The following is a 26,220-nucleotide window of genomic DNA, read 5'->3' as shown; positions in this document are numbered from 1 at the left end:
ACCGCATCAATGACGAATGACGAAGCACGCATGTCTAAGGAATGACGAACGACGAATGCGGTACCGTGGGTGCCGCTCTTGAAACTCAACATTCGTCATTCGAATTCAGTCATTCTTCAGACATTCGTCATTCGGTATTCGTCATTTATCAAACGCCGAGTCTCTTGATAATAACCACCGAATTGATACCTAGCATCCCGAATGAGTTGTTCAAAATATAATCGACGCGGCCCATTTCGCGCGGCTCGCCGACGACGAGGCCTTCGAGCCGGCATTCCGGGTCGAGTTGCTCGAGATTGATCGTGGGATGGCAAACGCCGTCGCGGAAGGCGGGCAAATTGCCGGCCAACTCGAGAGCTCCGGCGGCGCCCATCGCGTGGCCGATGTAGCTCTTGGTGTTGTTGAATCGCGTGCGGCTAGAGCCGCCGAACGCTTGCCGCAGGGCGGCGGATTCTTGCGTGTCGCCGCTGGTGGTGCCGGTGGCATGCGTGCTGACGATATCGATTCGATCCGCCGAAATGCCGGCGCGATTCAAGGCCGTGCGAATACACTGCGCCTGGCGGTCGGGATTGGGAAGCACGAAATCCGTGGCATCGCTATTCATGGCATAGCCGGCCACTTCGCCGTAAATTGTCGCGCCGCGCGCCTTAGCATCGCAATAGCGCTCGAGGACATACATGCAGCCCCCCTCGGCGACGACAATGCCGTTGCGCTCCACATCGAACGGCCGCGAAGCCTTCGTCGGATCGGCATGCGAAGCGAGTGCTCCCTGGCTCTTGAAGCTGGCGAAAATTCCGAACGTATGAATGCTTTCCGAGACACCGCCGGCGAGCGCTACATCGCACTCGCCCAGCAACAGCATTTGGGCCCCTTGGATCAGGCCGGCATTGCCCGCGGCGCAGGCGGCGCCAATCGTGTAATGCGGGCCGGTAATGCCCAGATTCAGCGAAATCTCGCCGGCCGGGTTATTGGCCACGGTTCGCGGGTTGTGGTGGTGCGACCAGCAGCGGGTGTCGAAGTTGAAGCCTTGAAGCTGGTAGACTTCGTTTTCGGTTTCGACGTTGCCGTGCTCGGTCACACCGACATAAACGCCCACCTGGGCCTTGTCGACATTCGGCCAATCGAGGCCGGCGTCGGCAATCGCCTCTTGGCTGCAATAGATGCCGATGCTGCCGGCCCGGGTGCCGCGACGTATGTCTTTGCGCTTTTGATACTTCTGTTCGTCGAACTCGGACACGCCGGCCAGCGTTTCGCCGACGTAACGAATTTCATACCGCCGGACGCCGCTACGGCAGGCCAGCAAGTTTTCGCGAAATTCTGCCAGATTTTTCCCGTTAGGCGCAGCCAAGCCCACCCCGGTGATCACGATTCGCTGGCTGTCGGGTTTTCCGGCAATCATCCGCTCCGTCCTCGCTCGCGCCGCCGTCAACACACTTGTCGAAACGATTTGAACCCTTGAAGTTACCGGGTTTTACGTTGGCTGACAAGGCAGCGCGAGGAGGCTCGACTTTGGGTCCCGCTAGCGCGCCGCTGGACACCCCGAGGTGCCACTGCCCATTAACCGCAGCCTACTTCGCCAGATAACGCCCCAATCGCTCCATCCCCTCATCCGTACTAACGACTGCCCTATAGCCGAAATCGTCGCGAGCGCGGCGAATATCGAAATAATGCGATCGGCCCAGTTGGGCGGCTAGGAATCGGGTCATTCGCGGTTCTTCATCGGGACAAAACCAGCGGTGATAGGTCTCCAAGAGGGCGCCGGCATACCATGCGACGCCTGTCGGAATCGAACGGCGCAGCGGCGGCAGCCCGCCGAGGCCCAAGAGCCGATCGATCCACGCCCAGCAATTCACCGGTTCCCCTTGGCTGATGAAATACGCCCGGCCGGCGATCCCAGGGTTGCTGGCGAGCGCGTCGGCGGCCTGGAGATGAGCTCGAGCGGCGTTTTCGACGTAAATCATGTCGATCAGGTTTTTGCCGCTTCCGACGCGGCGCAATTCGCCATAGCGGGCTCGTTCCAAAAGCCGAGGCACTAGGTGCCGATCGCCCGGCCCCCAGATCAGATGCGGCCGCAAGGCACACGCGTGCATCGCCGCCGCGTTTGCCGCCAGCACGCGCTGCTCGGCGATCGCTTTGGTATGTGGATAATGGCAAAGCCAGCGGCTGGCATACGGGGCCGATTCATCAATGCCGCATTGATCCCGGCCATCGAATGTCACGCTCGGGCTGCTCGTGTAGACCAACCGGCCGATGCCGTGCTGCCGGCAGCCTTCCAGCACGTTTTCGGTGCCTGCGACGTTGACGCCATAATACGCTTCCCACGGTCCCCAGATGCCCGACAGACCGGCAACATGAAACACGACGTCGATGCCGGCACACGCCGCAATGGTGGCTTGGCGATCGCGAATGTCGGCCACCGCGATTTCTGCCCCCGCCGATCGCAGTTCGGGCGAATCGCTTCGCACCAATGCCCGCACCCGATCGCCGCGGGCCAACAATTGCTCGACGATATAGCGGCCGAGAAAGCCGTTGGCGCCGGTGACGAGGGCGTGCATGCGGGGAAGGTTGAGGGTGAGGGCGAGGGGAAGGGTGAGGGCGAGGGTGAGCGGACAGGGAGACGCACACGCGAAGCCGCAAGCGAGCTTCTATGCTAATCGGTGTGGGGGCACGCTTGCGGTTTCGCGCGTCTGGGTCAACTTTTGGCTATCCGCCGCGATGCCCACTCCGCAAGTTTTTCGCGGGCGATTTTCGCGTTGTGTCGGATATCGACCGGCATGCGGCGGCGAACGAAAAAATGCCGGATTTCCGAGGTCAGTGGGCTGGAAAGGGCCAGTGTGCGCAGTTCGCCGATGAGTTTTCCGCGAGCCATCCCCCGATGCAAGCCTTTTCCCGGCAGCGGTTCGACGACGATCGCCGCCGTTTGCATCCCCGGCGCCCCGATGCCGACCAGGGCCGAACGGCTGACGTCGGCATGCCGATTAAAGATCGCTTCGCAGGGGATCGTGTACATCGGGCCTGTTGCGGTGAGCACTCGTTGCGTCTTCCGGCCGCAAAACCAGAATCGATCTTGCGCATCCAAGTAGCCGAGATCGCCCATGCGGTGCCAAAAGCCGGCGTCCTCGGGAATCTTGGCCCAGCCGTTGGCCTCCAGTCGTGTCACATATTCTCGCGTAACCACCGGTCCGCGAACGATCAATTCGCCGATTTCGCCCGTCGGCAACTCCAAATCGCGAATCGACGACAGTGGCCGATCGACGATGCGGATCACGCGCCATTCGATGCCGGGAAATTTCCGTCCAACGCAAACGCCGCTTCCGGCATCGGTTCGCCGCCCGGTTTCGCCGAGCACTTCGCGCGCTTCGATCGATGCGACCGGCAGCGCTTCGGTCGCTCCGTAGGGAGTGTGCATTTCGCCCTCGGGATGAATGCAGGCTTGCATTCGCCGCAGCATCGGTATCCGGGCAGGCGCGCCGGCGGAAAAAACACGCTTCAGCGTTGAAATCCTCACTCCCTGCTCTTCGCAATATTGGCCGACACGCTTCCATACTGCCGGCGACCCGGAGCTTTGGGTCGCTTGCCAATCGTTGATCGTGGCAATCAGCCGCCGCGGATCGACGCGGGCCGGATGCCGCGGGTCCATATCCGGAATAACGGTCGTTACGCCCATCGACGCGTTGAACAGGCCGAAAAGGGGAAAACAGGGGGCGTCGATTTCGCCCGGCGGAATTTTGTAAAATGTTTGGATTTCTTTCGCTTGGTGAATGAAATTGCCGTGGCAATAGAGAACACCCTTGGCCGGCCCGGTGCTGCCGGAAGTGAAAATGATCGCGGCCGGATCGTCGGCTTGCATTGCGACGGCAGTGAATTCGCCTGATCCGCGACGGCGAAATTGGGCGATTGTCGCCCCGCCCCAAAACCACCGCCGGCCGACCGTCACATTCAGCCCGCGATTGGCGAATCGTCCTCCCGGCAATGCCCGAAATGCATGAACCGGCGGGACGGCGATAAACCCCTCCGGCCGCACTTCGCCCAAGCAATCGAGCGTGCTGCGCAATCCCATGCCCGGATCGATCAACACGGCCACCCCGCCGCTCTTGAAAACCGCATACACCAGCGAAATGAAGTCAATCCCGAACGGCATGAACATGGCCAGCCGCGTGCCGGGGCGAACGCCCATCGCCACCAAACCCTCGGCGAGCCGATTGGTGTCTGCTTCGAGTTCGGCGAACGTGAGCCGGCGATAGGTTCGCGCGGCGGACATTCTCCAGCGGCCAATCCGGCCCCGGCGCGGCTCGGCAACCGCGATCGCTTGCGGCGTGCGGCGCGCCCACTCGGCAAGTTGCGCCGCGGCATTCACCGTTTCGCTGGTAACCACATCGATGGCCATGGCGGATAGTGTAAAGCCTGGTGCCGCGGCGTACCATCGACGATTGGATTCGCAGAGAAGCCCTTCCGATCGAGCCGATTACTCGCTCGTTGGGCCGGCCGCTTTGGCCGTTCGAGCGGCGGCGCCGGGCTGACTGAGGTCGAGCGATTTCGCCGCGGGGTCGTCGAGCGAGCCGTGCTGATCGACGAAAGCTTTTAGCTCGGCCACTTTTTGCTCGGCGGTCGGTTCGCTCGGCGGCTCGTTGGCCGGCGCGGCGCCCCAGTGGACGGGCTGGCCGGCGCCGGTAATGAGTTCGAAATCGGCCGGAGCGGAGGCATTGCTCGCGCCCGTGGGTTTGATCCAGTGGATCGACCAGAGCTTCCATTCGGCCCAATGCGGTGCCAAAGCGACTGCAATTCGCGCTCCGCCGGCGACGACCGGATCGCCCCATCGCGAGCCGACGGTTCCCAGCGGGCTGCTCTCGACGCCCGCCAATCGCGGATAGCCGCGCGCTTCCAGCGGTGAAAAATCGTTGCTCGGCAATAACACGCCGTCGACATCGACCGGATACAAGCCATCGGCGCCGTTCTCATGCACTTCAACCATCGCCACCGGCTTGCGATAGGTCAATTCCACATCGACATGTGCCGGATATTGCTTGCTCACATGCACGACGCTCGCCACCCAGGGATGCAAGGAAAACGCGGTCTGAAGTTTCTGAACCAGATCGTCGTCCAAAATCGACATCGGGCCATCGAGCCCGGCGCTGCGCAGGGCTTCGGCCTTCACGTCGCCGCGGACCCAGGGGGGCGGCGGTGTGATTTCGATTTCTTGCGGCGTCAGGCGATATTCGTCGCTGGCGGCGACTTCGCTACGGATCTGCTGCCACACGGCATAGCCGGCCCAGACGGCGCCGCCGGCGACAGCGATCAGCGCCAGCGAAATCGCCCGCCGCCTGGTGGGGCGAAGGATCGCGGAGAGCCCTCCGCGCACTGCGGCCGAGGTGTCGGTTTTCGAAGGGCACATAAGCGTAGCCTGTTGAAGTATTTCGACGCGAGCGTATTGTCTCACACAGACGGTGTTCGCTTCAGCACGTTTCGACGGCAAATCTTACAGGGACGGCCGCGAAGGTTAACCACAGAGTCGCCGAGCACACAGAGAACGGCGGGAAGCGTCCGAATGGGCGAGCGACGCCGTCTGGTGCCGGTCGAAACGTCTGGCCCTCGACTCTGCTTTGTTTTCTCGGTGTTCTCGGTGGCTCGGTGGTTTGAAAAAAAGCCGGCGCGCGAGACTAATCAGGCACCGTATTTCGCAGGCACTACACTTGGCAATGCTTCAACGGGAGTTTAGACGGTGCAATGCGTGCCGTGTGGGGCGCGGAGCGACGACTGCGGCTCGGCGGAATCGAACCGCCGATCGACCATGCGGCGCAGTTTTCGGCCGGTTCGGATTCGGCCCGGAAGCTGCGGCGTGACTTTCATTTGGAACGTGCCCAGAGCCAGGTTTTTCATCAGATCGGGATAACGATTCGTCGCCCGAGCGAAGATGTCTTGCTCGAGCGATTTCAGATCGGTGCGCTCGGTTTCGACGTGGATATCGAGCACCTCGCGAATACCGTCGAGCGTGAAAACGACTTGCCAATCGCGAGTCAGGCCCGGCACGTCGCGGAGGATTTCCTCGAACATGAGCGGATAAAGATTGCCGCCGCTGGCGACGACCATTTCATCGCGCCGGCCGCGGAGTTTGCTCAACCGCGGCACGCGCACGCCGCACGGGCAGCACTCCGTTTCGAGCCGCGCGACATCGTGCGTGCGATAGCGCACCAGCGGCATCACATGGCGGCTCAAGGTCGTGAACACGATTTCGCCGTATCCATCGGAATCGGGATCGATGAATTCGGGCAGGAAGTTGATGTTATCGAGGTGATAGCCGTCGTGATTCGAGCAGGGTTGGAAACCGAGGCCGCCTCCCATTTCGACGCTGCCGTAGCACATTTTCACGTCGGCTCCGCCCCATACCTCGCGCATCCAGGGAATTGCCGAGGCGGGCATTTCTTCCGCCCCACCGATCAGCAACTTCAACGGATACCTGCCTTCCTTTTCCGCAATTTCGGTCAATCGGATCAGCCACGTCGGTTCGCCGAGCACGACATTGAAGCGATAGCGTTTCAGCCGCCGGTAGACCTCGATCGGATCGACCTTGCTGAAGATCTGGCAAAACGTGCCAGTGTGGGTCAGCCCTTGGTGAAAGAGCATGCCGGGAATCCAAATCGAGAAATCGAAGCCGTTGGCCACGCGGTCGCCAGGCGCGATCCCCATCAGCGACATCGCGGAAGCGGCGACTTTGCCGATGTAGGTCATTTCTTCGACGTCGAAATAGACCTGCTTGTTCGTGCCGCTCGTGCCCGACGATTCGAACACGAAGCTCGGCGGGGCGCAGAGGAATTTTTCGGGATCGCGGCTCAAATCGTCGGGCGTGGTGAAAAAATCACCCAAATCCTCCGGCGAGCGGACGCGCCGTGCGTCGATTCCGAGCGCCCGAAACGCCTCGCGATAAAAGGCCGATTTCTTCGCCACCCAACGCACCGTGCGCCGGAAGCGATAGCGCGCCAAGCCGTCCAGCAAGCTCACGGGCGTGCGGCGATAGAGATAGGCGAGCCCGCTGTCCGAAACAAAGTTGATCGCACGATCCGCCGCGGCAAAAAGCATGTTCGTTCCTTCCGTTGCTACATCAAATCTGCAAATGCCGCGTCGATCGCGTCGCAGGCCAGCGAGATGTCGTCGTCGTCATGATCCGTCGAAAGAAACCAGCAGGCGCTGCCGCTGGGGGTGATATGCACGCCGCGGCGCAACAGGGCGTCGCGCAATTGGACGTATCGCCGCATGTCGGCAGCCAATAGTTCGCGGTAGTTTGCGGGGGCCCGGCCATCGGGCGAAAACACCACCTGAAACATCGTCCCATCCCCGGCGACGCAGCACGGAATCGCATGATCGCGCGCCGCCCGGCGAATCGCCTCGATCAACCGCTCGCCATGCCGGCGAATCCCTACCAGCGTTTCCGGCCGTTCCACGCACCGCAACACTGTCAGCGCGGCCGTCGCACAGAGCGAGTTGCCGTTGTACGTGCCGCCATGTTTGACCTGGTTGGCGCCGATCGGTTCCATCACCTTGCGCACGCCCGCAAAGGCACTGATCGGGAATCCGCCCCCCAGCGCCTTGCTATACACGCCAATATCGGGCACGACGCCGAAAAAACTCTGCGCGCCGCCGGCCGCCAGCCGGAAGCCGGTCACAATCTCGTCGAAGATCAGCACGATTCCACGCCGCGTGCATTCATCGCGCAAAAACTCCAAATAGCCCGGGGCGGGCATCACGCACGCATTATTGGCAACGATGGGTTCGGCAACCACCGCGGCAAATTCGCCCGCGTGGGCATCGAGCACGGCTCGCAGCGCCGCAAGATCGTTCCAGGGACACACGATCACATCGCTGCTCACGCCGCTGGGAATGCCCCGCGAATGGGCGACGCTGTTCGGCCGGTTGGCCGGCCCGGCCTCGGCCAATGTGGGCCGATTGCTCACGGCCAAAACATCGACCCAACCGTGATAATGGCCCTCGAATTTCAGCAATTTGTTTCTTCCCGTGAAACCGCGCGCGGCGCGCACGGCGCCGCACATCGCTTCCGAGCCGGAATTCGCAAAGCGGACCAGATCGGCACAAGGCACCATCCGATGGATGGCTTCGGCCAACTCGACTTCGACCGAGTTTGCGGTGCCGAACATCGTGCCACGGCGCAGTTGTTCGCTGGCGGCCTGCACGAGCGCTGGATTCGCGTGTCCGAGAATCAGTGCTCCATAGCTCAACAGGAAATCCACGAATTCGTTGCCGTCGACATCCTGCACTCGTCCGCCACGGCCGCGTTCGAGATAGAGCGGATACGGCTCGGCCACGGTGGTCGTGGCCCTGGCCGAGCTGCTGATTCCGCCTGCCAGCGCCTGCTTGGCGCGAGCAAACCAAGCGCTCGAGGAGGGAGCATCGTGCGCCGGATCGAATGCCAGTTCGTAGGTCTGCGCGGGAGGGTCAAATTTCATCGATGTTGCCCGTCCAAAGTGTGGCAAATGTCGTAAACATATCCGCGACGCGGCGCACGTCGGCCCATTCGACGTATTCATCGACGGCATGGGCCTGGGCCAAACTGCCTGGCCCCCAAACCAACGTCGGCGTCTGGCTCCGGTTGGCGCGAAGTCCCGCTTCGCAGCCCGCATTGAACCCTTTCCAGGAAAAGCCGGCCGACCCCGCGCACCCCGAAATCGCTTTCGCCGCGCGGCCGCACAGTGCATGGTTCGGCGCCAAGCGATGACCCTGGTATTCCTCGGTGAAGCGGACGCGCACTTCGTCGGATCGAATTCCGCGAGCCGCGATCCTTGCCGTTACTTCGCCGATGAACTTTTGCTGCCAGCCGCGAACATCATCATCCGGTAGAAGCTCGAAATACCCAGCACACATGCACCGATCGCACACCATTCCCTGCCACTGGCCGCCGTGAATCGCGTCGACCGTGATTGGCCGAAGGAAGGGATACGCGGCAAAAAGTGGGTCGCCTTCGTGAATTTGTCCGTCGCAACTGCTCGCCGTTCGGTTCAGATCAGCTTCCAACTCGGTCAACACCCCGATCGTCGTACACATCGCCGGAATCGCATCGCGGCCAATCCATTTGACGGTTCCGTGAACCGCGCGACCTAGGACCTCGATTTCGAAGCGGCATCCGCCGCGCGAAGCGCAGCGCGGATACTGTTCCGTCGGTTCCAAAACAACGAGGCCATCGGCGTTCCAGCCGCGCATCACGCTTGTGAGCGTTCCCAGGCCGACACAGTCTTCTTCGCCGGGGACAAGTTCCAGAAGAATACTCCCACGCCGCTCGGATCGGCGGGCCAGATGCATCATTGCCCAAAGCGCACTCGTCAAAGGCCCTTTGACATCGCAGGCGCCGCGGCCAAACACGCGACCGTCGATGAGCGTGCCGGCCCAAGGATCATGCGACCAGGCATCGGCATCGGCGGCGACCATGTCGGAATGCGCATTGAACATCAGCGACGGCAAGTCCGGATCGCCGGGCAACTCGAGCACGAGCGTCGGCCGGCCGGCGAGCGGAATATGGCGGGCGAATTTTTTGTGCTCGGCGCCCAAGGAAGCTTCGTCCGCTTCCCACAGGTCGGCGCGAAAGCCATGCCGTCGTCCCCAAGCGGCGACGAAATGGACGAACTCGCGTTCTTCGCCGCTGATGCTACGGAAGCCCAACGCGGCGAGGAGAAATTCGAGCATCGCCTGTTCGATCGCCCGATCGGCGGCCACCAGCGCACGGCAATCGGCCGACTGCCCCGTGCCTGCGACGACTAGTTCCGGACTGTTCGGATTCGCGACATACGTGGTTGATGCGTTCGCGCTCGTCATGCTGCGCGGGCCCTCGATCGCGACCATGCCGCATCCAGCACGGCGCACACATCGTGCAGCGTCGAGAACGGAATATACTCCAACGCCTCCCCATCGAGCAGGGCGGCGAGCGTGCCTTTGGCAAACCGCAGGTGGGCCTTCCGGGCGGCGCATAGGTCGCTGCGGCCGTCGCCGACATAAATCCGTCGCCGCTCCGCACTGCCAAGCTGCTCCATCGAAGCGCATTTGCAATGCGCAGCCGCGACGGCACACGACAACGAAGAATGGGGACAGCCGAGCCGCCACGAGTTGCCGTCGCGCACCAGCGTATTGCTGCGGATTCGCGGCGGTCGCAATCCATGCGCGCGAAGAATGCGATCGATAAACCAATCGATGCCATCGCTCACGATCGTCGCCGGAACACCATGCTGCTCGAGCAAATCCAGCAGCCGCGGGGTGCCCGGATCGAGCGATACCGAACGCAGAAAACTGTCGAGTTGTTTGTCGCGGATGCGGACTAAAGCGAATTGGCCGACCAGGCAGGCACGCGAACCAATCCGCCCCGCCTGCCACGCATCTTCGATTTCGCGCCACTCGTCCGTCGCGCTGAAGCCGCGCACCAGCGAATCGACGACATCTTGGTTGGTCAAGGTGCCGTCGAAATCGAGCCAGACTTCGGCGCTTTCCGCCGAAGGAGTCCGAGCCGACGTGTGGACTCGATCCATCTCCATTTTGCTCCCGCCCATCCGTGGCTTTCCCGCCAGGCCAGAAGCCTGAGCTTTTCCGCGTCGGGCTCTCCTGCCCGACTTGCCATCCGCAGACCGAGCATCGTACCCGGTTCGTAACAATCGACCAAGTCGAAACGTGTCGCAAGAACAAGCTCGCAACGCTAGCAACGCGGCTTGCTTGCCGCGATTGCCGCGAGCGATTATTGTCTCGCAGCCACCGCGCGGATCCGCACCAGTCGCACTTCGGTGAGGTGGCCTTGTTCGACGGTTTGCTGCCGGATCAGCCGGCGCTTGCCGTCGAACCATAGTTCGGCCGATGTATCGCCCGACACACGAAAGTGCTCGCAGGCAATATTCTGTCCGTCGACGGCAATCGTATCGGTTCCCAGGCGTTGAATCTTTACGGTGAAAAGTGTGCCCGTGTCGGAGTCGATGATGGCAAAATCGCCGGCAGTAAGCCGCTGATCCGGCAGGCGCCAGTAGTTGCTGGTCATCACCAGCGACGGGCCCGAGCGCGGCGGCCCTCCCGGCAGATCAGTCCGCGAAGCGCGGGCGTCGGTGATTGCCGTCACTGCCAGCTTCTTGCCGTCGTCGTCGGCACGGCTATCGAGCCGCACCAGCCGTTCGTTTTGCCAGACTTCCGTGCCGTGATATTCGTAGTGGTAGGTGACCAGGAAAAATCGCGCGTTGACGGTGGTGTCGGTCGTGGCGACCACGGTGCCATCCGGATGTTCGGCGGTGCGGATCGAAACTTTGCCGACCGGCGATTGCTTGACAAGCACGTCGTATTCGCGAAGCTCTCCGGCCGCCGCCGGCTGCTGCTGGGCGACCGCGGTCCGCGGTGCAAGCACCGCGGCAATCGCGAGAGAAAGGGTACAAAGCCCGGCGAACCAACCACGAAATGCAAAGCACGATCCGCAATTGCGAATGGCAATCGACATGGCACCTGATCCAATTTTCGCGCGGATAGAAGTGTGCAAGCCGAGCCCCATCCCTAGGTCCCTGATGCTTGCTTCCGCTCCGGAAGGCGTAGAAATAACAGAAACCGGCAGTTCGGGAAAAGACCAGTCGCCCCGCGATTTGGCGCACGGGCACGGCATTGCGGCAATCCGTGGCCGTGATGGCGGCACCGCTAAACAAGCCAGCCGATCAGCACACGAACCCGAAGCACACAAGCCCGAAGCACACGAGCCCGAAGCACACGAATCCGAAGCACACAAGCCCGAAGCACACAAGCCCGAAGCGTGAGCGAGGGAGCCCCGCAACGGCGGATCGCCTCGCTGTCTGACGCCAACGCCACCTGCACGTCGGCTCGAGGCGTAAACTACGGCAACCCCCCACGGGGCGCATCCTCGCTTACGCTTCGGGCTAGTGAACCTCGGCACCACGGGCCAAGCTTTTAGCTTCACCACGGGGCGCACCCTCGCTTACGCTTCGGGCTAGTGTGGTGCGACAACGCTTGGCCAGATCAATCGGCCGGAAACGGGATCGCTTCGCCGCAGATTTCGCTCAACGCGTTGCGGGCGGCGCATTGCTCGGCTTCTTTCTTGTTCCGCCCCCACGCCGGCGAATAGCGTAGCTGGCCGATCTGGGCCGAGATCTTAAAGCACTTGCTATGATCCGGGCCCTTTTCGTCGAGCAGTTGATACGTCGGCGTCTGGCCGTGCTGCCGCTGGGCAACCTGCTGCAACAGAGACTTGTAGTTGTTGCCGGTGTCGCCGGTCACGGCCGCTTCAATTTCCGGGGCAATGAATTTCTCGATAAACGGCCGAATCGCCGCATCGCCGCCATCGAGATAGATGGCTGCCACGAGCGACTCGAACACGTCGGCCAGAACCGAGGGCGGCACACGCGGATGCGTTGCCATCCCCTTGCCGAGAATCAAGAATTCTTCCAGCCCCAGTTCGCCGCTGAGCTTTGCACAGGTCGTGCGGCTGACGACGACCGATTTGATCTTCGTCAGATCCCCTTCGAGATATTCGGGATACTGGTGGAACAGAATCTCGCAGACGATGGCCCCGAGAATGGCATCACCGAGAAACTCCAACCGCTCGTTCGAAGCCAAGCGGTGCAAGGCGCCCGAGGCGTGCGTCAATGCCGAGCGGAGCAAGCCCTTGTCACGAAATACGTAGTCGATGCGGCCTTCGCATCCGGCGATATCGACGGGCATTTCTTCGGCCGCTTCGGCCGAGTGGCGCCGAACCATCACAAGTCGCTTCCAAACAAGGGCGAGAACGCGCGGGAAAAGCAAATTCTGGCGACCTACCGCCGAATTGCCATCGTAACTCTAGCTGCCAGCATAGGTTTTGTCAACGCGAGCAAAACTGCGCTTGGCGGTTTTCAATGCCGCCTGCTCGCGGGGCGATGGACTCGTGCGATCGCATCCCGAACGGCGCAAAATCTCGGCGAGCGCAGATTCGGCGTCGGCGAATTGAAATTGAAATCCCGAATCCAGCAGCCGCCGGGGCACCACGCGCCGGCTTTTCAGAATCAACTCGGTTTCCGTGCGGAGAAAAAATGCGCCGATTTCCAGCATCCAACTTGCCGCCGGCAGGCCGATCGGCATTCTGCACAACCGCCGCAACAGTCGCATCAACTCGCGGTTCGGCAAGGGATTCGGGGCGGCAATGTTGACGGGGCCGCTCAAGTCGCCGTGCTCGATCAGCCACTCGATGCTCCGGCAAAAATCGTCGCCGTGAATCCATGAGACGAATTGATTGCCGGGGCCCATCGTTCCACCCAGACCACAGCGAACGAGCCGATGCAGCACGTCGAACACTCCCCCACGGCCGAAAGCAAGCACCATCGCGATGCGCAGTTTTGCCTTGCGAGTGCGCGGTGTGCAGGCTTCATCCACCGTCCGCTCCCAGGTAGTCGCAACTTCGATCGAAAATGCGTCGTTGGCTTCCGCGGTCGCGCCGATTTCGCCGGTAACATCATCCATCGGCCGATCGATCGAATGCCGGTAGATGGTGGCAGTGCTCGAATTGAGCCATACCGCCGGTGGCGACGAGCATGCGGCAATCGCTTCGCCGATCACCCGCGTCGAACGCACTCGCGATTGCATGATTTCGCGGCGATTTGCGCGAGTGTAGCGGCAGTTGACCGAGCGCCCCGCGAGATCGATAACCGCCGCCGCGCCTTCTAGTGCCTGCGTCCAATCGCCGAGCGATTCGCCATCCCAACCGATCGAACGGACTCGCGGTGCAATATTGCCGGGGCGCCGAGACAACACCGTGACGGCCCAATCTCGCTCGGCAAACCATCGAGCCAAGGGTCGTCCCAGAAAACCACTTCCCCCCGCGATGACGACCTTTTGCTGGGTATCCATTTCGCTCGCTCTTTTTATATTGCAATTGAATCGATGCATTAACCGACGCGTTGATCGATCCGTCAACCGCAGCAACCAAAGCTGATTAACAAGCCGAAGCATGGCGGGCAGAAGACGGGCAACGACGGCGAAAAGGGACGGCGAAAAGGGGACGCTGGGACGCAGCTCTTTTCGAAAGGCTGAAGGCTGAAACGAGCGCCGGCTGGGCTGGCGCGCGGCGGTTGTCTATGATGATAGTTTGGACCGTCGTGCAAATAGCTGGCAGGACAACTCGTGAGCGGCAGCAAGGGATTTATCCGACTGCGCGGCGTCGAGGTGCATAACCTCAAGGGAATCGATCTCGATATCCCGCACCGCAAGCTCGTCGTATTCTGTGGCCTGAGCGGCAGCGGAAAAACGAGCCTCGCCCTCGACACGCTCTATGCCGAGGGGCAGCGGCGCTATATCGAAACTTTTTCTGCCTACACCCGGCAATTCTTCGAACGGCTGGAAAAACCCACGGCCGAATTGATCGCCGGCATCCCGCCCGCGATCGCCGTCACCCATCGCAGCAGCAATCGCTCCAGCCGGGCCACGGTCGGAACCGCTACCGAAGCCTACGACTACCTGCGGCTGCTGATGGCCAAAATCGGCCAGGTGTTTTGCACGAACTGCGGCCAGCCGGTTCGCAGCGAATCGCCCGAGAGCACCGCCAACGCGCTTGCGCCGCTGCCGGCGGGCACCCGGTTCATGTTGGCCTTCGCTCCGCCGCCGGAATCCGCGGCAAACGGAGACGACGCCGAGCTTGCATCGCCATTGGCCGCGCTACGAGAAGAAGGATTTGTTCGGGTGGTGCTCGATGGGCGGACGGTGGAGATAGGGGCGAGGGGCGAGGGGCGAGGGGCGAGTGACGAGGAATCGACGACGCTGGGCGCGCCGCCGATGGGGACGGTCCCCTTTTGCTCCGCGGACTCCGCAAAAGGGGACAGTCCCCGGCCTTCACTCGTCCCTCACCCCTCGCCCCTCGCCCCTCTGCTCGTCATCGTCGATCGCCTTACCGCCGGGGCCGCGACGCCGCAACGATTGCGCGAGTCGATTGAAACAGCTTTTGCCAAAGGCGACGGCGTCTGCCATGTGCTCATCGACCTGCCGGAGCGGCCCGATCTGCCCAGCGGCGGCCGCGGGGCGGCGTTCGAATTGGATGGTCGGCCGTGGTGGCGGCTCACATTTAGCCGCACCATGCGCTGCGACGATTGCGGCATCGAATATCCGCTGCCCGAGCCGCGGCTATTCAGCTTTAACAGTCCGCTCGGGGCCTGCCCGGAATGCGAGGGGTTCGGCAATGTGATCGATTTGGATATGGATTTGATCGTTCCGGATCCGAACAAGTCGGTTCGCGAGGGGGCCATCGCCCCGTGGAATACGCCCGCCTATGCCCACGAGTTGAAGGAACTGATCGCGCTGGCCGACGATTTTGGATTGCCGCTGGACGTGCCATTTCGCAGTTTGAATGACGAGCAACTGCGGATTGTGCGCGAAGGCGTGGCGGAGCGAAATTTCGGCGGCCTGCGAGGCTTCTTTCAATGGCTCGAGCGGCGGAAATACAAGATGCACCTGCGCGTGTATCTGAGCCGTTGGCGGAGTTATCGGCCGTGCCCGGTGTGCGGCGGCAGCCGGTTGCGGCCGGAGGCGCTTGCCACGCGCATCGGCGGGCTGAATATCGCCGAACTGGCTGCGTTGAAAATCCGCGATGCTCTCGGCTTCTTCGCCAAGCTGCCGCTATCCGACTGGCAGCGCCGCGTGGGGCGGATGATGCTCGAACAAGTGCAATCGCGGATGGGATATCTCGATGCCGTCGGGCTCGGCTATCTCACGCTCGACCGCACGCTGCGCACGCTCAGCGGCGGCGAATCGCAGCGCGTCGCCCTCACCTCGGCTCTCGGCTCGAGCCTGGTGAACATGCTCTATGTGCTCGACGAACCGTCGATCGGCTTGCACCCGGCCGACGTCGATCGGCTCCTGAAGGCAGTGACCGCTCTGCGCGATCGCGGTAATTCCGTGCTGGTGGTGGAACACGAAGAAACGATGCTCCGTGCGGCGGATCAAATTATCGAGATCGGCCCCGGCGCCGGCGAGCGCGGCGGAAAGGTCGTGTTCCAAGGCACGGTGGCCGAGATGGAGAATTGTCCACAAAGCACGACGGGCGATTTTCTCACTGGCCGCCGCGGCGTGAGCGGCATCAATCGCCGCCGCCGGCCAAGCCACGGCTGGGTTCGCCTCGCCGGCGCGAGGGGAAACAACTTGCAGAACCTGACCGTCGAATTTCCGCTCGGCGTGTTGTGCCTCGTGACGGGCGTGAGTGGGTCGGGAAAAAGCACGTTGGTCGAAGACACGCTTTATCCGGCCCTGCGGCGGCGAATGCGGCTCGAAGGCCCGAAGCCGGCCCCCTACGACGACGTGTTCGGCGACGGCCAAATCGACGACCTCGTGCTGGTCGACCAGAGCCCGATCGGCCGATCGCCGCGCTCGAAGCCGGTGACCTACATCAAAGCCTTTGACGAAATCCGCAACGTGTTCGCCGAAACGCTCGAAGCCCGCACGCGAAACTACTCCGCCAGCCATTTCAGCTTCAATGTCGATGGCGGGCGGTGCAGCATGTGCGAAGGGGACGGGTATTTGCAGATCGACATGCAATTCATGGCCGATGTGTATATGAAGTGCCCGCAGTGCAACGGGCAGCGTTATCGGCCGGAGATATTGGCCGTGCAATACCGTGGCCGAAATATCGCCGAGGTGCTCGACATGACGGCTCGCGAGGCGTTCGCCTTCTTCCGCGGCTGCGGCAAGGTGCAGGTGCGGATGAAGCGGCTGATCGACGTCGGGCTGGATTATCTGCGCTTGGGCCAACCGGCAAACACGCTTTCCGGCGGCGAGGCCCAGCGGCTGAAATTGGCCGGCTATATGTCGGCCGCCAAGCGATCTCGCACCCTATTTATCCTCGACGAACCGACGACAGGACTGCACTTCGCCGATGTCGTGCAATTGCTCGATTGCTTCGAGGCCCTATTAGCGGTCGGGCATTCGCTGATCGTGGTCGAGCACAACTTGCAAATGATGAAGGCTGCCGATTGGATTATCGACCTCGGCCCGGGAGCGGCCGACGAGGGAGGCCGGATCGTATCGCAAGGCACGCCGGAATATATTGCCAGGCAAACGCACACCGCCACCGGCCGATTCCTCGCCGAAGCCCTCGCCCATCCACCGCGGGAGCAACCGGCCTGACGCCCAAACCATGTGCCACTGGCAAGCGCAGTCTGCCAGTGCCGGCGGGCAGCTTGACGTTGAACTTTGTATCCGAGGCGGACGGCTGGTCCTTGATCAGACGGCGACGTCGAAGGAAATAATTGCGTCGCGCGGCGCTCGCGCTGGCAGACTTCGCTTGCCAGTGGCACACAATTGAACCGGTGCTCTTGATGCAGGCATTGAATCAACTCGAACTTTTCTTCGGCGATGCCCATGAGGCGGCCGCCCGCGTCTATGCGCGGCTCGCGCGCGACGAATCGACGGCCGACCGGAAGCTATCCGGTGAACTCGTCGGTCCCGAATGCCGCTTCGCGCAAACTCTTTCCGCCCGAATTCCCTTTCGAGATCTCGGGCCGGGCGAGTCGCTGTTGGCCGAAGCCGTCGTGCCCGACCCGTGCTTCTGGACGCCCGAGTTGCCGATGCTGTATCGGGCCGAGCTAGGGGCGAGGGACGAGGGACGAGGGCCGAGGGGAAACGAGCTAGTCGTCCGTAGCGAGGAATCGGTGGAACAGGCCGCAACGCCGGTTCCCCTCTCCCCTTGCGGGAGAGGGGTTAGGGGTGAGGGGGAACCTTCGGAGGGCCAATCCAATTCGATCCGACGCTGGTTCGGAATTCGGCGCCTGGGAACAAAAGGGCGGGCAATTTTTTTAGACATGGTGCGCTGGGTGCCGCGCGGCGTATGGTTGCCGCAAATTACTGTCGATGATCTAAAAGCGGCGCGCAAAGCGAACATCACGCTTTGCGGGCCTCCGCCGGATGACGGCATTTGCTTGGAAGCGAGTAAGCACGGCGTGCCGCTCTTCATTGATTTGAACTCGCACGCGGAAAATCTGCTCGAAGAAGTACGCCGGCTCGGCCAATGGCCGGCGATTTTTCTGTTGATATTTCCGGCGGATGCGGAGGTAGATTCTGCAATTCGCGCCGCCGCCAAGAACGTGCTGTTTGCGGCAAAATTCTCGGCCGGCGCCGCGCGGGTAGCTCCGCCATGGGCTCAAGTGCTGCTTTGCGATGTCGATGCGGAGCACCTGCCACCGTCTACCGGCTGCCAACTTCCAGTCTTGATTCGCCGCCGGATTTCAAGCGCCGCCGCCCAGCTTGCCGCCGCCCGCGCCGCGTGCGACCGATTACAATACGACATGGCCGCTTCGGGCGATTTCGCAGGCTATTTCGTAACGTAGCAGGCACACTCCGTGTGCCGTCTGCCCTTGTGACAACCTCCCGCCAATTAAGCGTTTCAACCCCCCGACGGCATGCGGAGCATGCCTGCTACAATGAGCGAATCTCTCGATCGATACACCCGGCAGATGCGCTACCCGCCGATCGGCGAGACGGGGCAGCGGCGGCTCGCGGCGGCGCGGGTGCTCATCTGCGGGTGCGGCGCCTTAGGCTCCGCGGCCGCGGATACGCTCGCCCGCTCCGGCATCGGCCGGCTGAGGATCGTCGATCGCGATTTCGTCGAGATCACGAATCTTCAGCGTCAAGTCCTGTTCGACGAAGCCGACGCCGCGGAAGGATTGCCGAAAGCGATCGCCGCCGCCGCGAAACTAGGGCGAATTAATTCGGCGGTGGAAGTCGAACCCCTGGTGGCCGATGTCACAGCCGGCAATATCTTGGCGCTGTGCGACGGCGTCGATCTGATTGTCGATGGCACCGACAATTTCGAAACCCGCTTTCTGCTGAACGAGGCCGCCTTGCGGTGCAAAATCCCCTGGATCTACGGCGGTGCGATCGGCGCGATCGGCCAGGCGATGACGATTCTGCCCGATCGGCCGCCATGCCTGCGCTGCGTGATTCCCGAATCGCCGCCGCCGGGGAGCATGCCGACCTGCGACACGGCCGGCATCCTCGCCTCGGCGATCCACGCAGTCTCGGCCATCCAGGCTTGCGAAGCGATCAAAATCCTTAGCGGCAATCTCGCCGCGGTGAGCCGGGGATTGACGGTGGTCGATCTGTGGGAAAATCGGTTCCGACAAGTGGGCCTCGCGCGATTGGCCGAGCAAGGCTGTGCGACGTGCCGCGACGGCGATTTCCCCTGGCTCTCCGGCCGCCGCGGCAGTCAAACGGCAGTTCTCTGCGGCCGCAACGCCGTGCAACTGGCGTCGCCATCGACGGACGATTCGTCAACGGCCGCATCACTCGACGATCTCGAAAGAAAACTTCGCACGGTCGGCCAGGTAACTCGCAACGCATTTTTGCTCCGCTTCGCGATCGACGGCTACACGATCACCCTCTTCGCCGACGGCCGCGCCATCATCGCCGGCACGGAGGATATTGCCACGGCTCGAAATGTGTACGCGAAATATGTCGGGATGTAACGGACGACCGAAGAGTTCCGCCGCCGACCGGCGCCCCGAACTCAATTGCTCCGCAGGCAGAATTAGCCCGTCGCGCAAGCAAGGGAGTATGGGCTCGATTCCCTTGCCAGCGCTGCGGGCTGCTGCAAACCGCTGCATGCGCGTAGCCGGGCCAAAACATGCGTTTGGATGAGAACCTATTTCGCTTCCTGATCTTTGGCCCCTGTCCCGTGGCCCCCGCTCCCCGTTCCCTGGCCCCTCACAAAATGTCCGCTGCGGCCGCCGGATTTTTCTTCCAGCCGGACGGCGCCGATTTGCATTTCGCGGTCGATGCTTTTGCACATGTCGTATACGGTCAGGGCGGCGACACAAACGGCCGTGAGGGCTTCCATTTCGACGCCGGTTTTCGCTGTGCACTGCACCTGGGCTTCGATCGCCAGCGTGCCCGCATCCGGGAAGGCGAAATCGATCGTCACCGCATCGAGCGGCAGGGGATGGCACAGCGGAATCAGCTCCGAAGTGCGCTTGGCGCCCATGATGCCGGCCAGGCGGGCGACTTCGAGCACGTCGCCCTTGGAAAGATCGCGGCGGCGAATGCGATCGAGCGTCGCTTCAAGTAGGTACACTTCGCCGGTGGCTCGTGCCATCCGCACCGTGATCGGCTTCTGGCCGACGTCGACCATTCGGCTGCGGCCTTCGGCGTCGAAGTGGGACATGGGGGAAAAGGCTGTGAGGCTTGAGGCTGTGAGGCTTGAGGCTTGAGGCTGTGAGGCAGCAAGCGCGATTATGCGCCGCGCCCGGGCCACCGGCAATCGGTCAGCACGACGCGGCAGAAGGAATCACGCGGAGCCGGGGAGGGGAGTGCCCGGAGGGTTCCAGTGGTTGGGTGGAATGATTTCTGACGGGGCTCCCCTCACCCCTAACCCATTTCCCACGGAGGGGAGAGGGGGACAGGCAACCGTGAGTTGCTACTTCCCCGATTTTCCTGCACTCCGTCTGCTCCGTCCCTTCCGTCCGCTCTATTTCGCTTCGTCCACTTCGTCCACTTCGTCCGCTTTGGCGTTTTCTCCGCGCTCCCCGCTTCCGCAGCGACTCCGCGTGAGCAAATTGGCCTTCTGATCGGGCGCGCCACGCCAATCCGCGCTCCCACAACAAACGAACCCGAAGCGTTGGCGAGGCATCCTCGCTAACGCTTCGGGTTTGTCGGAGCAGCGGAAAATTATCCGCCGCGGGGGTCATCCGCGACGGTTTGAGCGGAAATCGGCGAAGCAATAGCGGGCGGCCGTTTGGGCGGAAACTGCCTCCCGACGCAAACCCATTCTTAGACCAGTTCCTTGCGGGCGCCAATCAAGGTCCGCAGACGCTCGGCCAGCAAGGCCACGTCGAACGGCTTCTTGAACGTTTCGTTGATCGTCGATCGATCGAAGCTCGTCGAACTGCCGTCGTCGGGCAGCAAGGCGATCAGGATCGTGTCGGCATACTCAGGGTTGCGGCGGAGGTTCTGGCAGATTTGCAGCGACTCCACCCGGCCGATCGAAAAATCGACGATAATGCAATCGGGATGGAAGCTTTCGGCCTGAATGCCAGCTTCGAAGCCGCTGGCGGCCACGGCAATCTTGAACGACCGCTCGATGGGCAACTGACGCTTGAGATTTTCGAGCAGCACCTGATCCTGACCGACGACCAGCACCTTGGCCATCGCCTCATCTTCCAAGTCGCCCAGGGGCATACCATGCTCCTTGAGAAACTTGATCAGGTATTCGCGGGGAATTCGGCGGTCCTGGGAACCGGGAATCCGGTAGCCGCGAAGCCGACCGGAGTCGAACCACTTACTGACGGTGCGCGGGGCCACTTTACAGATCTTTGCGACCTGTCCTGTTGTGAAGACCTTCATCGCAGGCTCTCCAATGTACTCTTCGCTTGTTTGGGGATTCCGCTGACGCGCGTCGGAGTGCTCGTGGCAATCCGAGGTCAGCTTCCACGCCCCTTGCTAGCGGACCGTCGGTCTGATGGGTCAGATCCTTCTTCGCCGGGTTGCGGGTTTAACCGGGCGATCCGTTTGCTTTTGGGTCGGGGCCTTCCGTATAGTCGATTTCGTGTTGGGCCGTGGCTCAGTTCCCTCTTGCCAATGCCTACAAGGGACACATCGGCTAGCCGGACGGGCGGAAATGGGCGAAAATTCGCCAACAGGGAAACACACCGTGTCTTCCCCATTCAGCGGAACTTCCCTCGCCGAATCCACGCGCTCGCGGAACCGCGGAGGGAGACAGGCAACAAGATAGACCGCCAGCGCCCGGGCCCTAGCGCCAAACCGCGCGCTAGCACCCCGATCGATAGCCGTCTGACTGGGCAGGTCCCCCCTGCGGCCCGCTCACGCTCGCGTTGTCCCTCCAATCCCAGCGGGCTGAGATTGGTGGTCAAACGCTTCCGAGAGCAAGCCTTCCGATGATTAGTTTCGAGTCGCGCGGCCAGCAGACTTTAGAAACTTTCGCCAGTCGTAACGCTCGAACGGGTCAGAGAAGTACTGCCGAGGGTGGCAAACCCGCGGAAACCGCGGATTTTGCCGCCGAATATCTATATCCTTTGATTGCTCGATGGTGCCCGTCGCCGTCCCCAAACGCTATGCGCCCGATCGCCCTTCCAATCGCCGTCTTCCGTCCGTCCGCCTGTACCGAGAATTCCAGCACGACAAACCCTATCAATTATAGGGGCTGCGGCGAAAAGACCAGCGACAGGCGGTTTTCATGCGGCGGCGCGGAGGGGCGGAGGAGTATGACGAATGCCGAACGCCGAATGTCTAAGCAACGACGAAGCACGAATGGCGAACGGGCATTTGCCATTCGTGACCTATCCGCCTCGCGGCTCGCTTCGACATTGTAGTAGGCACACTCCGTATGCCTCGGCGCTCCGCGGCGCATTGCGCACAGGGCAGGGCAGACGGCACACGGAGTGTGCCTGCTACGTTGGCCGCGGCTTGGTGTGAGCCGTCTTCGTTTGCTTACGCGGCACGAGCGACGTCGTTGCCGCCGTCGGCGGCCGGGCGCTGCGTTGGCGCGGAGAGAATCTCGCCGTTCTCGCTTACGTCTTCGAAACGCACCGAGACGCGCTTCGACACGCCCGATTCTTGCATCGTGACGCCGTGTAGCGTGTTGGCGGACGTCATCGTGCGTTTCGAATGCGTCACGATGATGAATTGCGTCCAGGAGAGAAATTCGTGCAACACGCCGACGAATCGCTCGGTGTTGGCCTCGTCGAGGGCCGAATCGACTTCATCAAGCACGCAGAAGGGGCTCGGCCGGCTGCGGAAAATCGAGAGCAGCAGGGCCACGCACGTGAGCGTCTTCTCGCCGCCGCTCAACAGCGAAATATTCCGCGGTTCCTTGCCGGGCGGCCGAGCGATGATTTCGATCCCGGCGTCCAGGATATCGACCCCCTCTTCGAGCACGATGTCGGCCTGTCCGCCGCCGAATAGATTGCGAAACAGCCCCTGAAAATGATCCTTCACGGTTTGCAGCGTCTCGCCAAACAGGCGGCGGCTGTCGGCATTGATCTTGCCGACGATCTGTTGCAAGGTCGCCTTGGCCTTCGAAAGATCGTCGAACTGCCCCGATAGGGTGCCGAACCGCTGCTCCAAGGCGTCGGCTTCCTCGAGCGAATCGAGATTCACGTGCCCAAGACCCGCCAATTGGGCGCGCAGATCGGTAATCTCCTGCTCGATGTCGGCTCGCTTTCTCGGCGCAAAGGGGACAGGCACATTTTGCTCACCGGGCATCGCGAAATGAGCCAGTCCCCGGTCGTTGCCACCGTCGCTTTCACCCTCACCCTCACCCTCACCCTTGCCCAGCTCGGCGAGCTCGGCCAGATCGAGACAATAGTCTTCGCGGAGCCGCTCGACGAGCGTTGCGCGTTCGTGTTGCAACTGGCCCGCGGCGAGTTCGCGCTTGTGGAGTTTTTCTTCCAGCTTGCGAATCCGATTGCGGCGGCGCTGGGCTTCGTCGAGCGTGGCCGAGCGTTCGGCGCGGAGCGCTTCGCGGCGATCGATATGCCCGGCCGTTTCGCCGGAAAACGATTCCTTTTGCAGATATAAGCCGGCCAATTCGGCCTCGGCAGACAAGATTCGTCCCTCGGCCTCGCCGATTCGTTCGATCGAACGCGCCAATTGCTCGCGGCTGTCGGTCAGGGCGCGCTGGCGTTCTTCGCGGTGTTGCGAGAATTGCCGCAGTTGGTTTTTCAGGTGGTCGAGTTTCTGTTCGCCGCGAGCCCATTCGACCTTGGCTGCGCTCATCTCGCGATGTTGCTCTTCGCGGCTTTGCTCCAATTCGGCGATTTGCCGCGCGGTTTCTTCAAATAGTTTCTCGGCTTGAGCAAGATCGGCCGTTTGCCGCTCGGCGAGAGCTCGCGATGCCGTGAGCGCCGCGGAAAGATCCGACAACCGTCGCTCGGCTTCGCTCGCAGCACCGACCATTGCTGCATAGCGGCCGTCGATCCGCGATTGACGTGCTTTGGCCGCTTCGAGCCGCATACGGCTCTCGGCCAATTGCTCCGACACGTGCTGATGTTGCGATGTCGCGTCGGCGAGTTCGCGGTCGTGCCGGGTCGCCTGCCGCTGGAGCGTGCTCAACAGCGATTCGAGTTGCCCGATGTTTCGTTTGAACTCGACGATTTGCGATTCCAACGCACGGAGTTCGCTGCGGCGCGAGATTAATCCTGCTGCGGATTGCAACGGACCGATCGAACGGCTGCCGTCGGCGTCCAGCACCTGTCCGCCGACCGTGATGAACTGCAAGCCACGGCCGGTCGGCGATGCGGAGAGTTCCGCGGCAGCGGCATAATCTTCGACGATCCAAGTTCGACTCAAAAGCTGTCGCACCAGCGGCTCGTATTCAGCGGCCGTGCGAACGAACCGATCGGCCCGGCCGACGACGCTCGGCCGACGTTCGAGTTCCTTCGAACCAGCCGCCGCCGAAGTGGCACTTGCCGTGGTCGAGGCGGAGGGCGACATCGGCAGGAAGCCAGCCCGGCCGGCAAGCGTTTCCTCGGCCGCTAAAAGTTCGCCGAGGCGTGCGTCGGAGTCGATCACGAGATATTGGGCTTTTTCGCCGAGCGCCATTTCCACCAGCGCCGCGATGGGCACGTCGACTTGCAAGAGATCGGCGAGCATCCCGCGCACTGTGCCGAGCGGCCCGGCCGGGTCTTGCCTGGCAATCGCCAGCATCTGCTTCACGCCCGCGCCAACCCCTTCCAAGCGATTTTCGAGTTCGCTGAGAATTCGGTCGCGTTCGAGGGCGGCGGTGAGACGTTCTTTCCACCGCGTCAGCTCTTCCTGATGCGATTGTTGGCGGCGGCGTACTTCCGACAGTTGGTTTTGGATCGCGGTTCGCGCATCGGCCTTGGCAGACAGTTGGTCGACAAGCCGCTCGTGGCGGGCGTTCAGATCGCCCACTTCGGCGGCGACCCGATTTCGTTCGGCTTCGAGTTCTGATTGGAGAGCAAGGCAAGTTTCCTGACCCTTGCGCGCTGCGGCCGACTGCGATTCGATGGCGGCAATTTCCTTGGCGCGGGCCGCCGCAAGACGCGTTTGCTCCAACAGGGCCGTGCGGCGAGTGTCGTTCTCGTTGCGGATTTGGTCGAGCCGGTTCGTGAGCGCATCGAAAGATTTCTGCCGCTCGGCCAGTTGCTGGGTGTTTTGTTCGTGGCTTGTTTCCGCGGCAGCGACGGCATCGCGCGTGGCCTGCATCTGCTCTTCGACGTCGCTGGTGCGCACGCCCAGTGCCGCCACCTGCCGGCGGTGTCGAGCCGACTGTTCTTCGAAATCCGCGATCTGGGCGCGCTGATGCTCGATCGTCGAATCGAGTTTGGCAAGCCGTTCGCGATTTTCGGCAATCCGCGATTCGCTGGTGCGAACGAGCCGATCGATCTCGGCGATATCCGTTTCGAGCGAAAGGCCGCGTGTTTCGATAATATCGGCTTCGGCTGCCGCTGCCACGCTCTCGTCGCGCAGCCCGGCGATTTCCAGTTCGGCGGCTTCGATGCGGGCGGTGAATTTCCGCCAATCGGTTCGCCCGATGCCGACGCGCAGTGCTTGCAGCCGATCGGCAAGTTCCTTGTAGCGCCGCGCTTTTCCCGCCTGTTGGCGGACCGAATTCAGCCGTCCTTCGACTTCATCGACGATGTCGCGCAGCCGCAGCAGATTCTGCTCGACGCGTTCCAATCGCCGCAGCGCTTCGATCTTCTTCAGCTTGAAGCGGCTGATGCCGGCAGCCTCTTCGAAAATCGCCCGGCGATCGCGCGGCGACGATTGGAGCAGAATATCGACCTTGCCCTGCTCGATGACGCTGTAGGCTTCGGTCGCCGCGCCGGTGCCGGCAAACAGGTCGCGAACGTCGCGCAAGCGGCATGGCTGCCGATTGAGCAGATATTCGCCTTCGCCGCTGCGATACACGCGCCGCGTAACGGCCACTTCGGCCGCATCGACCGGCAGACGATGATCGGAATTGTCGAACACCAGCGTCGCTTCCGCGGAATTCAGTGCGCGGCGGCTGCTGGAGCCGTTGAAGATAACGTCGACCATCTCCTTGCCGCGAAGATTCTTGATGCTCTGTTCGCCGAGAATCCAGCGAATGGCATCGACGACGTTCGACTTGCCCGAGCCGTTCGGTCCGACGACGACCGTGATGCCGGGCGGAAAGTCGAACCGCGTTTTGTCGGCGAAACTCTTGAAGCCGACAAGTTCCAGCGCCTTGAGCATGGGAAGAAAAGGCTTTGAGGAAGAAGGCTTTGAAGAAGAAGG

The 26,220-nt window shown here is 62.1% G+C and carries 17 protein-coding genes; 3 read left to right on the top strand and 14 right to left on the bottom strand.

Annotation, left to right across the window (positions count from 1 at the left end; genetic code table 11):
• Positions 1-148 precede the first annotated feature (148 nt).
• From VHX65_12965 to VHX65_12915, 11 genes are all read right to left on the bottom strand, one after another.
• Entirely contained in the window at positions 149-1,399 is a 1,251-nt protein-coding gene (locus VHX65_12965) for a beta-ketoacyl-[acyl-carrier-protein] synthase family protein (protein ID HEX3999455.1), read from the bottom strand.
• A 169-nt stretch (positions 1,400-1,568) separates the two neighbouring features.
• On the bottom strand, positions 1,569-2,555 hold the full coding sequence (locus VHX65_12960; protein HEX3999454.1) for an NAD-dependent epimerase/dehydratase family protein: 987 nt from the start codon (positions 2,553-2,555) through the stop codon (positions 1,569-1,571).
• 137 nt (positions 2,556-2,692) lie between these two features.
• A complete protein-coding gene (locus tag VHX65_12955) occupies positions 2,693-4,387 on the bottom strand; it encodes a fatty acid CoA ligase family protein (protein HEX3999453.1) in 1,695 nt (564 codons plus the stop codon).
• A gap of 78 nt (positions 4,388-4,465) precedes the next feature.
• On the bottom strand, positions 4,466-5,392 hold the full coding sequence (locus tag VHX65_12950; protein ID HEX3999452.1) for a hypothetical protein: 927 nt from the start codon (positions 5,390-5,392) through the stop codon (positions 4,466-4,468).
• Positions 5,393-5,712: 320 nt separating this feature from the next.
• The gene (locus VHX65_12945) at positions 5,713-7,074 is read right to left on the bottom strand and encodes an AMP-binding protein (protein ID HEX3999451.1); all 1,362 of its coding nucleotides are present in this window, start codon (positions 7,072-7,074) and stop codon (positions 5,713-5,715) included.
• A gap of 17 nt (positions 7,075-7,091) precedes the next feature.
• A complete protein-coding gene (locus VHX65_12940) occupies positions 7,092-8,456 on the bottom strand; it encodes an aspartate aminotransferase family protein (GenBank protein HEX3999450.1) in 1,365 nt (454 codons plus the stop codon).
• Positions 8,446-9,843, bottom strand: coding sequence for a M20/M25/M40 family metallo-hydrolase (locus VHX65_12935; protein ID HEX3999449.1), 1,398 nt, complete (start codon positions 9,841-9,843; stop codon positions 8,446-8,448). The genes VHX65_12940 and VHX65_12935 overlap by 11 nt, the downstream gene beginning before the upstream one ends.
• Positions 9,813-10,520, bottom strand: a complete 708-nt coding sequence (locus VHX65_12930; protein HEX3999448.1) for an MtnX-like HAD-IB family phosphatase — start codon at positions 10,518-10,520, stop codon at positions 9,813-9,815. Before VHX65_12930 ends, VHX65_12935 begins: the two co-directional genes overlap by 31 nt.
• Before the next feature lie 203 nt (positions 10,521-10,723).
• The gene (locus tag VHX65_12925) at positions 10,724-11,464 is read right to left on the bottom strand and encodes a DUF6134 family protein (GenBank protein ID HEX3999447.1); all 741 of its coding nucleotides are present in this window, start codon (positions 11,462-11,464) and stop codon (positions 10,724-10,726) included.
• Between the two features lie 527 nt (positions 11,465-11,991).
• Positions 11,992-12,729: a ribonuclease III gene (gene rnc, locus VHX65_12920; GenBank protein HEX3999446.1), complete on the bottom strand. Its 738-nt coding sequence runs from the start codon at positions 12,727-12,729 to the stop codon at positions 11,992-11,994.
• 81 nt (positions 12,730-12,810) lie between these two features.
• Positions 12,811-13,854: a TIGR01777 family oxidoreductase gene (locus VHX65_12915; protein HEX3999445.1), complete on the bottom strand. Its 1,044-nt coding sequence runs from the start codon at positions 13,852-13,854 to the stop codon at positions 12,811-12,813.
• A gap of 273 nt (positions 13,855-14,127) precedes the next feature.
• On the opposite strand from VHX65_12915, the gene uvrA reads away from it, so the two are divergent.
• The 3 genes from uvrA (at position 14,128) to VHX65_12900 (ending at position 19,451) form a co-directional block, all read left to right on the top strand.
• Positions 14,128-17,115 carry an excinuclease ABC subunit UvrA gene (uvrA, locus tag VHX65_12910; GenBank protein HEX3999444.1) on the top strand — a complete coding sequence of 996 codons (2,988 nt, stop codon included), beginning with the start codon at positions 14,128-14,130 and terminating at the stop codon, positions 17,113-17,115.
• 191 nt (positions 17,116-17,306) lie between these two features.
• Positions 17,307-18,314, top strand: a complete 1,008-nt coding sequence (locus VHX65_12905) for a hypothetical protein (GenBank protein HEX3999443.1) — start codon at positions 17,307-17,309, stop codon at positions 18,312-18,314.
• Positions 18,315-18,407: 93 nt separating this feature from the next.
• Positions 18,408-19,451: a ThiF family adenylyltransferase gene (locus VHX65_12900; protein ID HEX3999442.1), complete on the top strand. Its 1,044-nt coding sequence runs from the start codon at positions 18,408-18,410 to the stop codon at positions 19,449-19,451.
• Between the two features lie 176 nt (positions 19,452-19,627).
• Here the strand turns inward: VHX65_12900 and moaC are convergent, their stop codons facing one another.
• The 3 genes from moaC to smc form a co-directional block, all read right to left on the bottom strand.
• The gene (moaC, locus tag VHX65_12895; GenBank protein ID HEX3999441.1) at positions 19,628-20,146 is read right to left on the bottom strand and encodes a cyclic pyranopterin monophosphate synthase MoaC; all 519 of its coding nucleotides are present in this window, start codon (positions 20,144-20,146) and stop codon (positions 19,628-19,630) included.
• A gap of 605 nt (positions 20,147-20,751) precedes the next feature.
• A complete protein-coding gene (locus VHX65_12890) occupies positions 20,752-21,324 on the bottom strand; it encodes a helix-turn-helix domain-containing protein (protein HEX3999440.1) in 573 nt (190 codons plus the stop codon).
• A 1,104-nt stretch (positions 21,325-22,428) separates the two neighbouring features.
• Positions 22,429-26,178, bottom strand: coding sequence for a chromosome segregation protein SMC (smc, locus tag VHX65_12885; GenBank protein HEX3999439.1), 3,750 nt, complete (start codon positions 26,176-26,178; stop codon positions 22,429-22,431).
• Between the last annotated feature and the right edge of the window lie 42 nt (positions 26,179-26,220).

This window comes from Pirellulales bacterium (genome assembly GCA_036267355.1).
In the GTDB taxonomy this organism is placed as follows: Bacteria; Planctomycetota; Planctomycetia; order Pirellulales; family DATAWG01; genus DATAWG01.
This window is presented reverse-complemented; position numbering and strand designations above follow the sequence as displayed.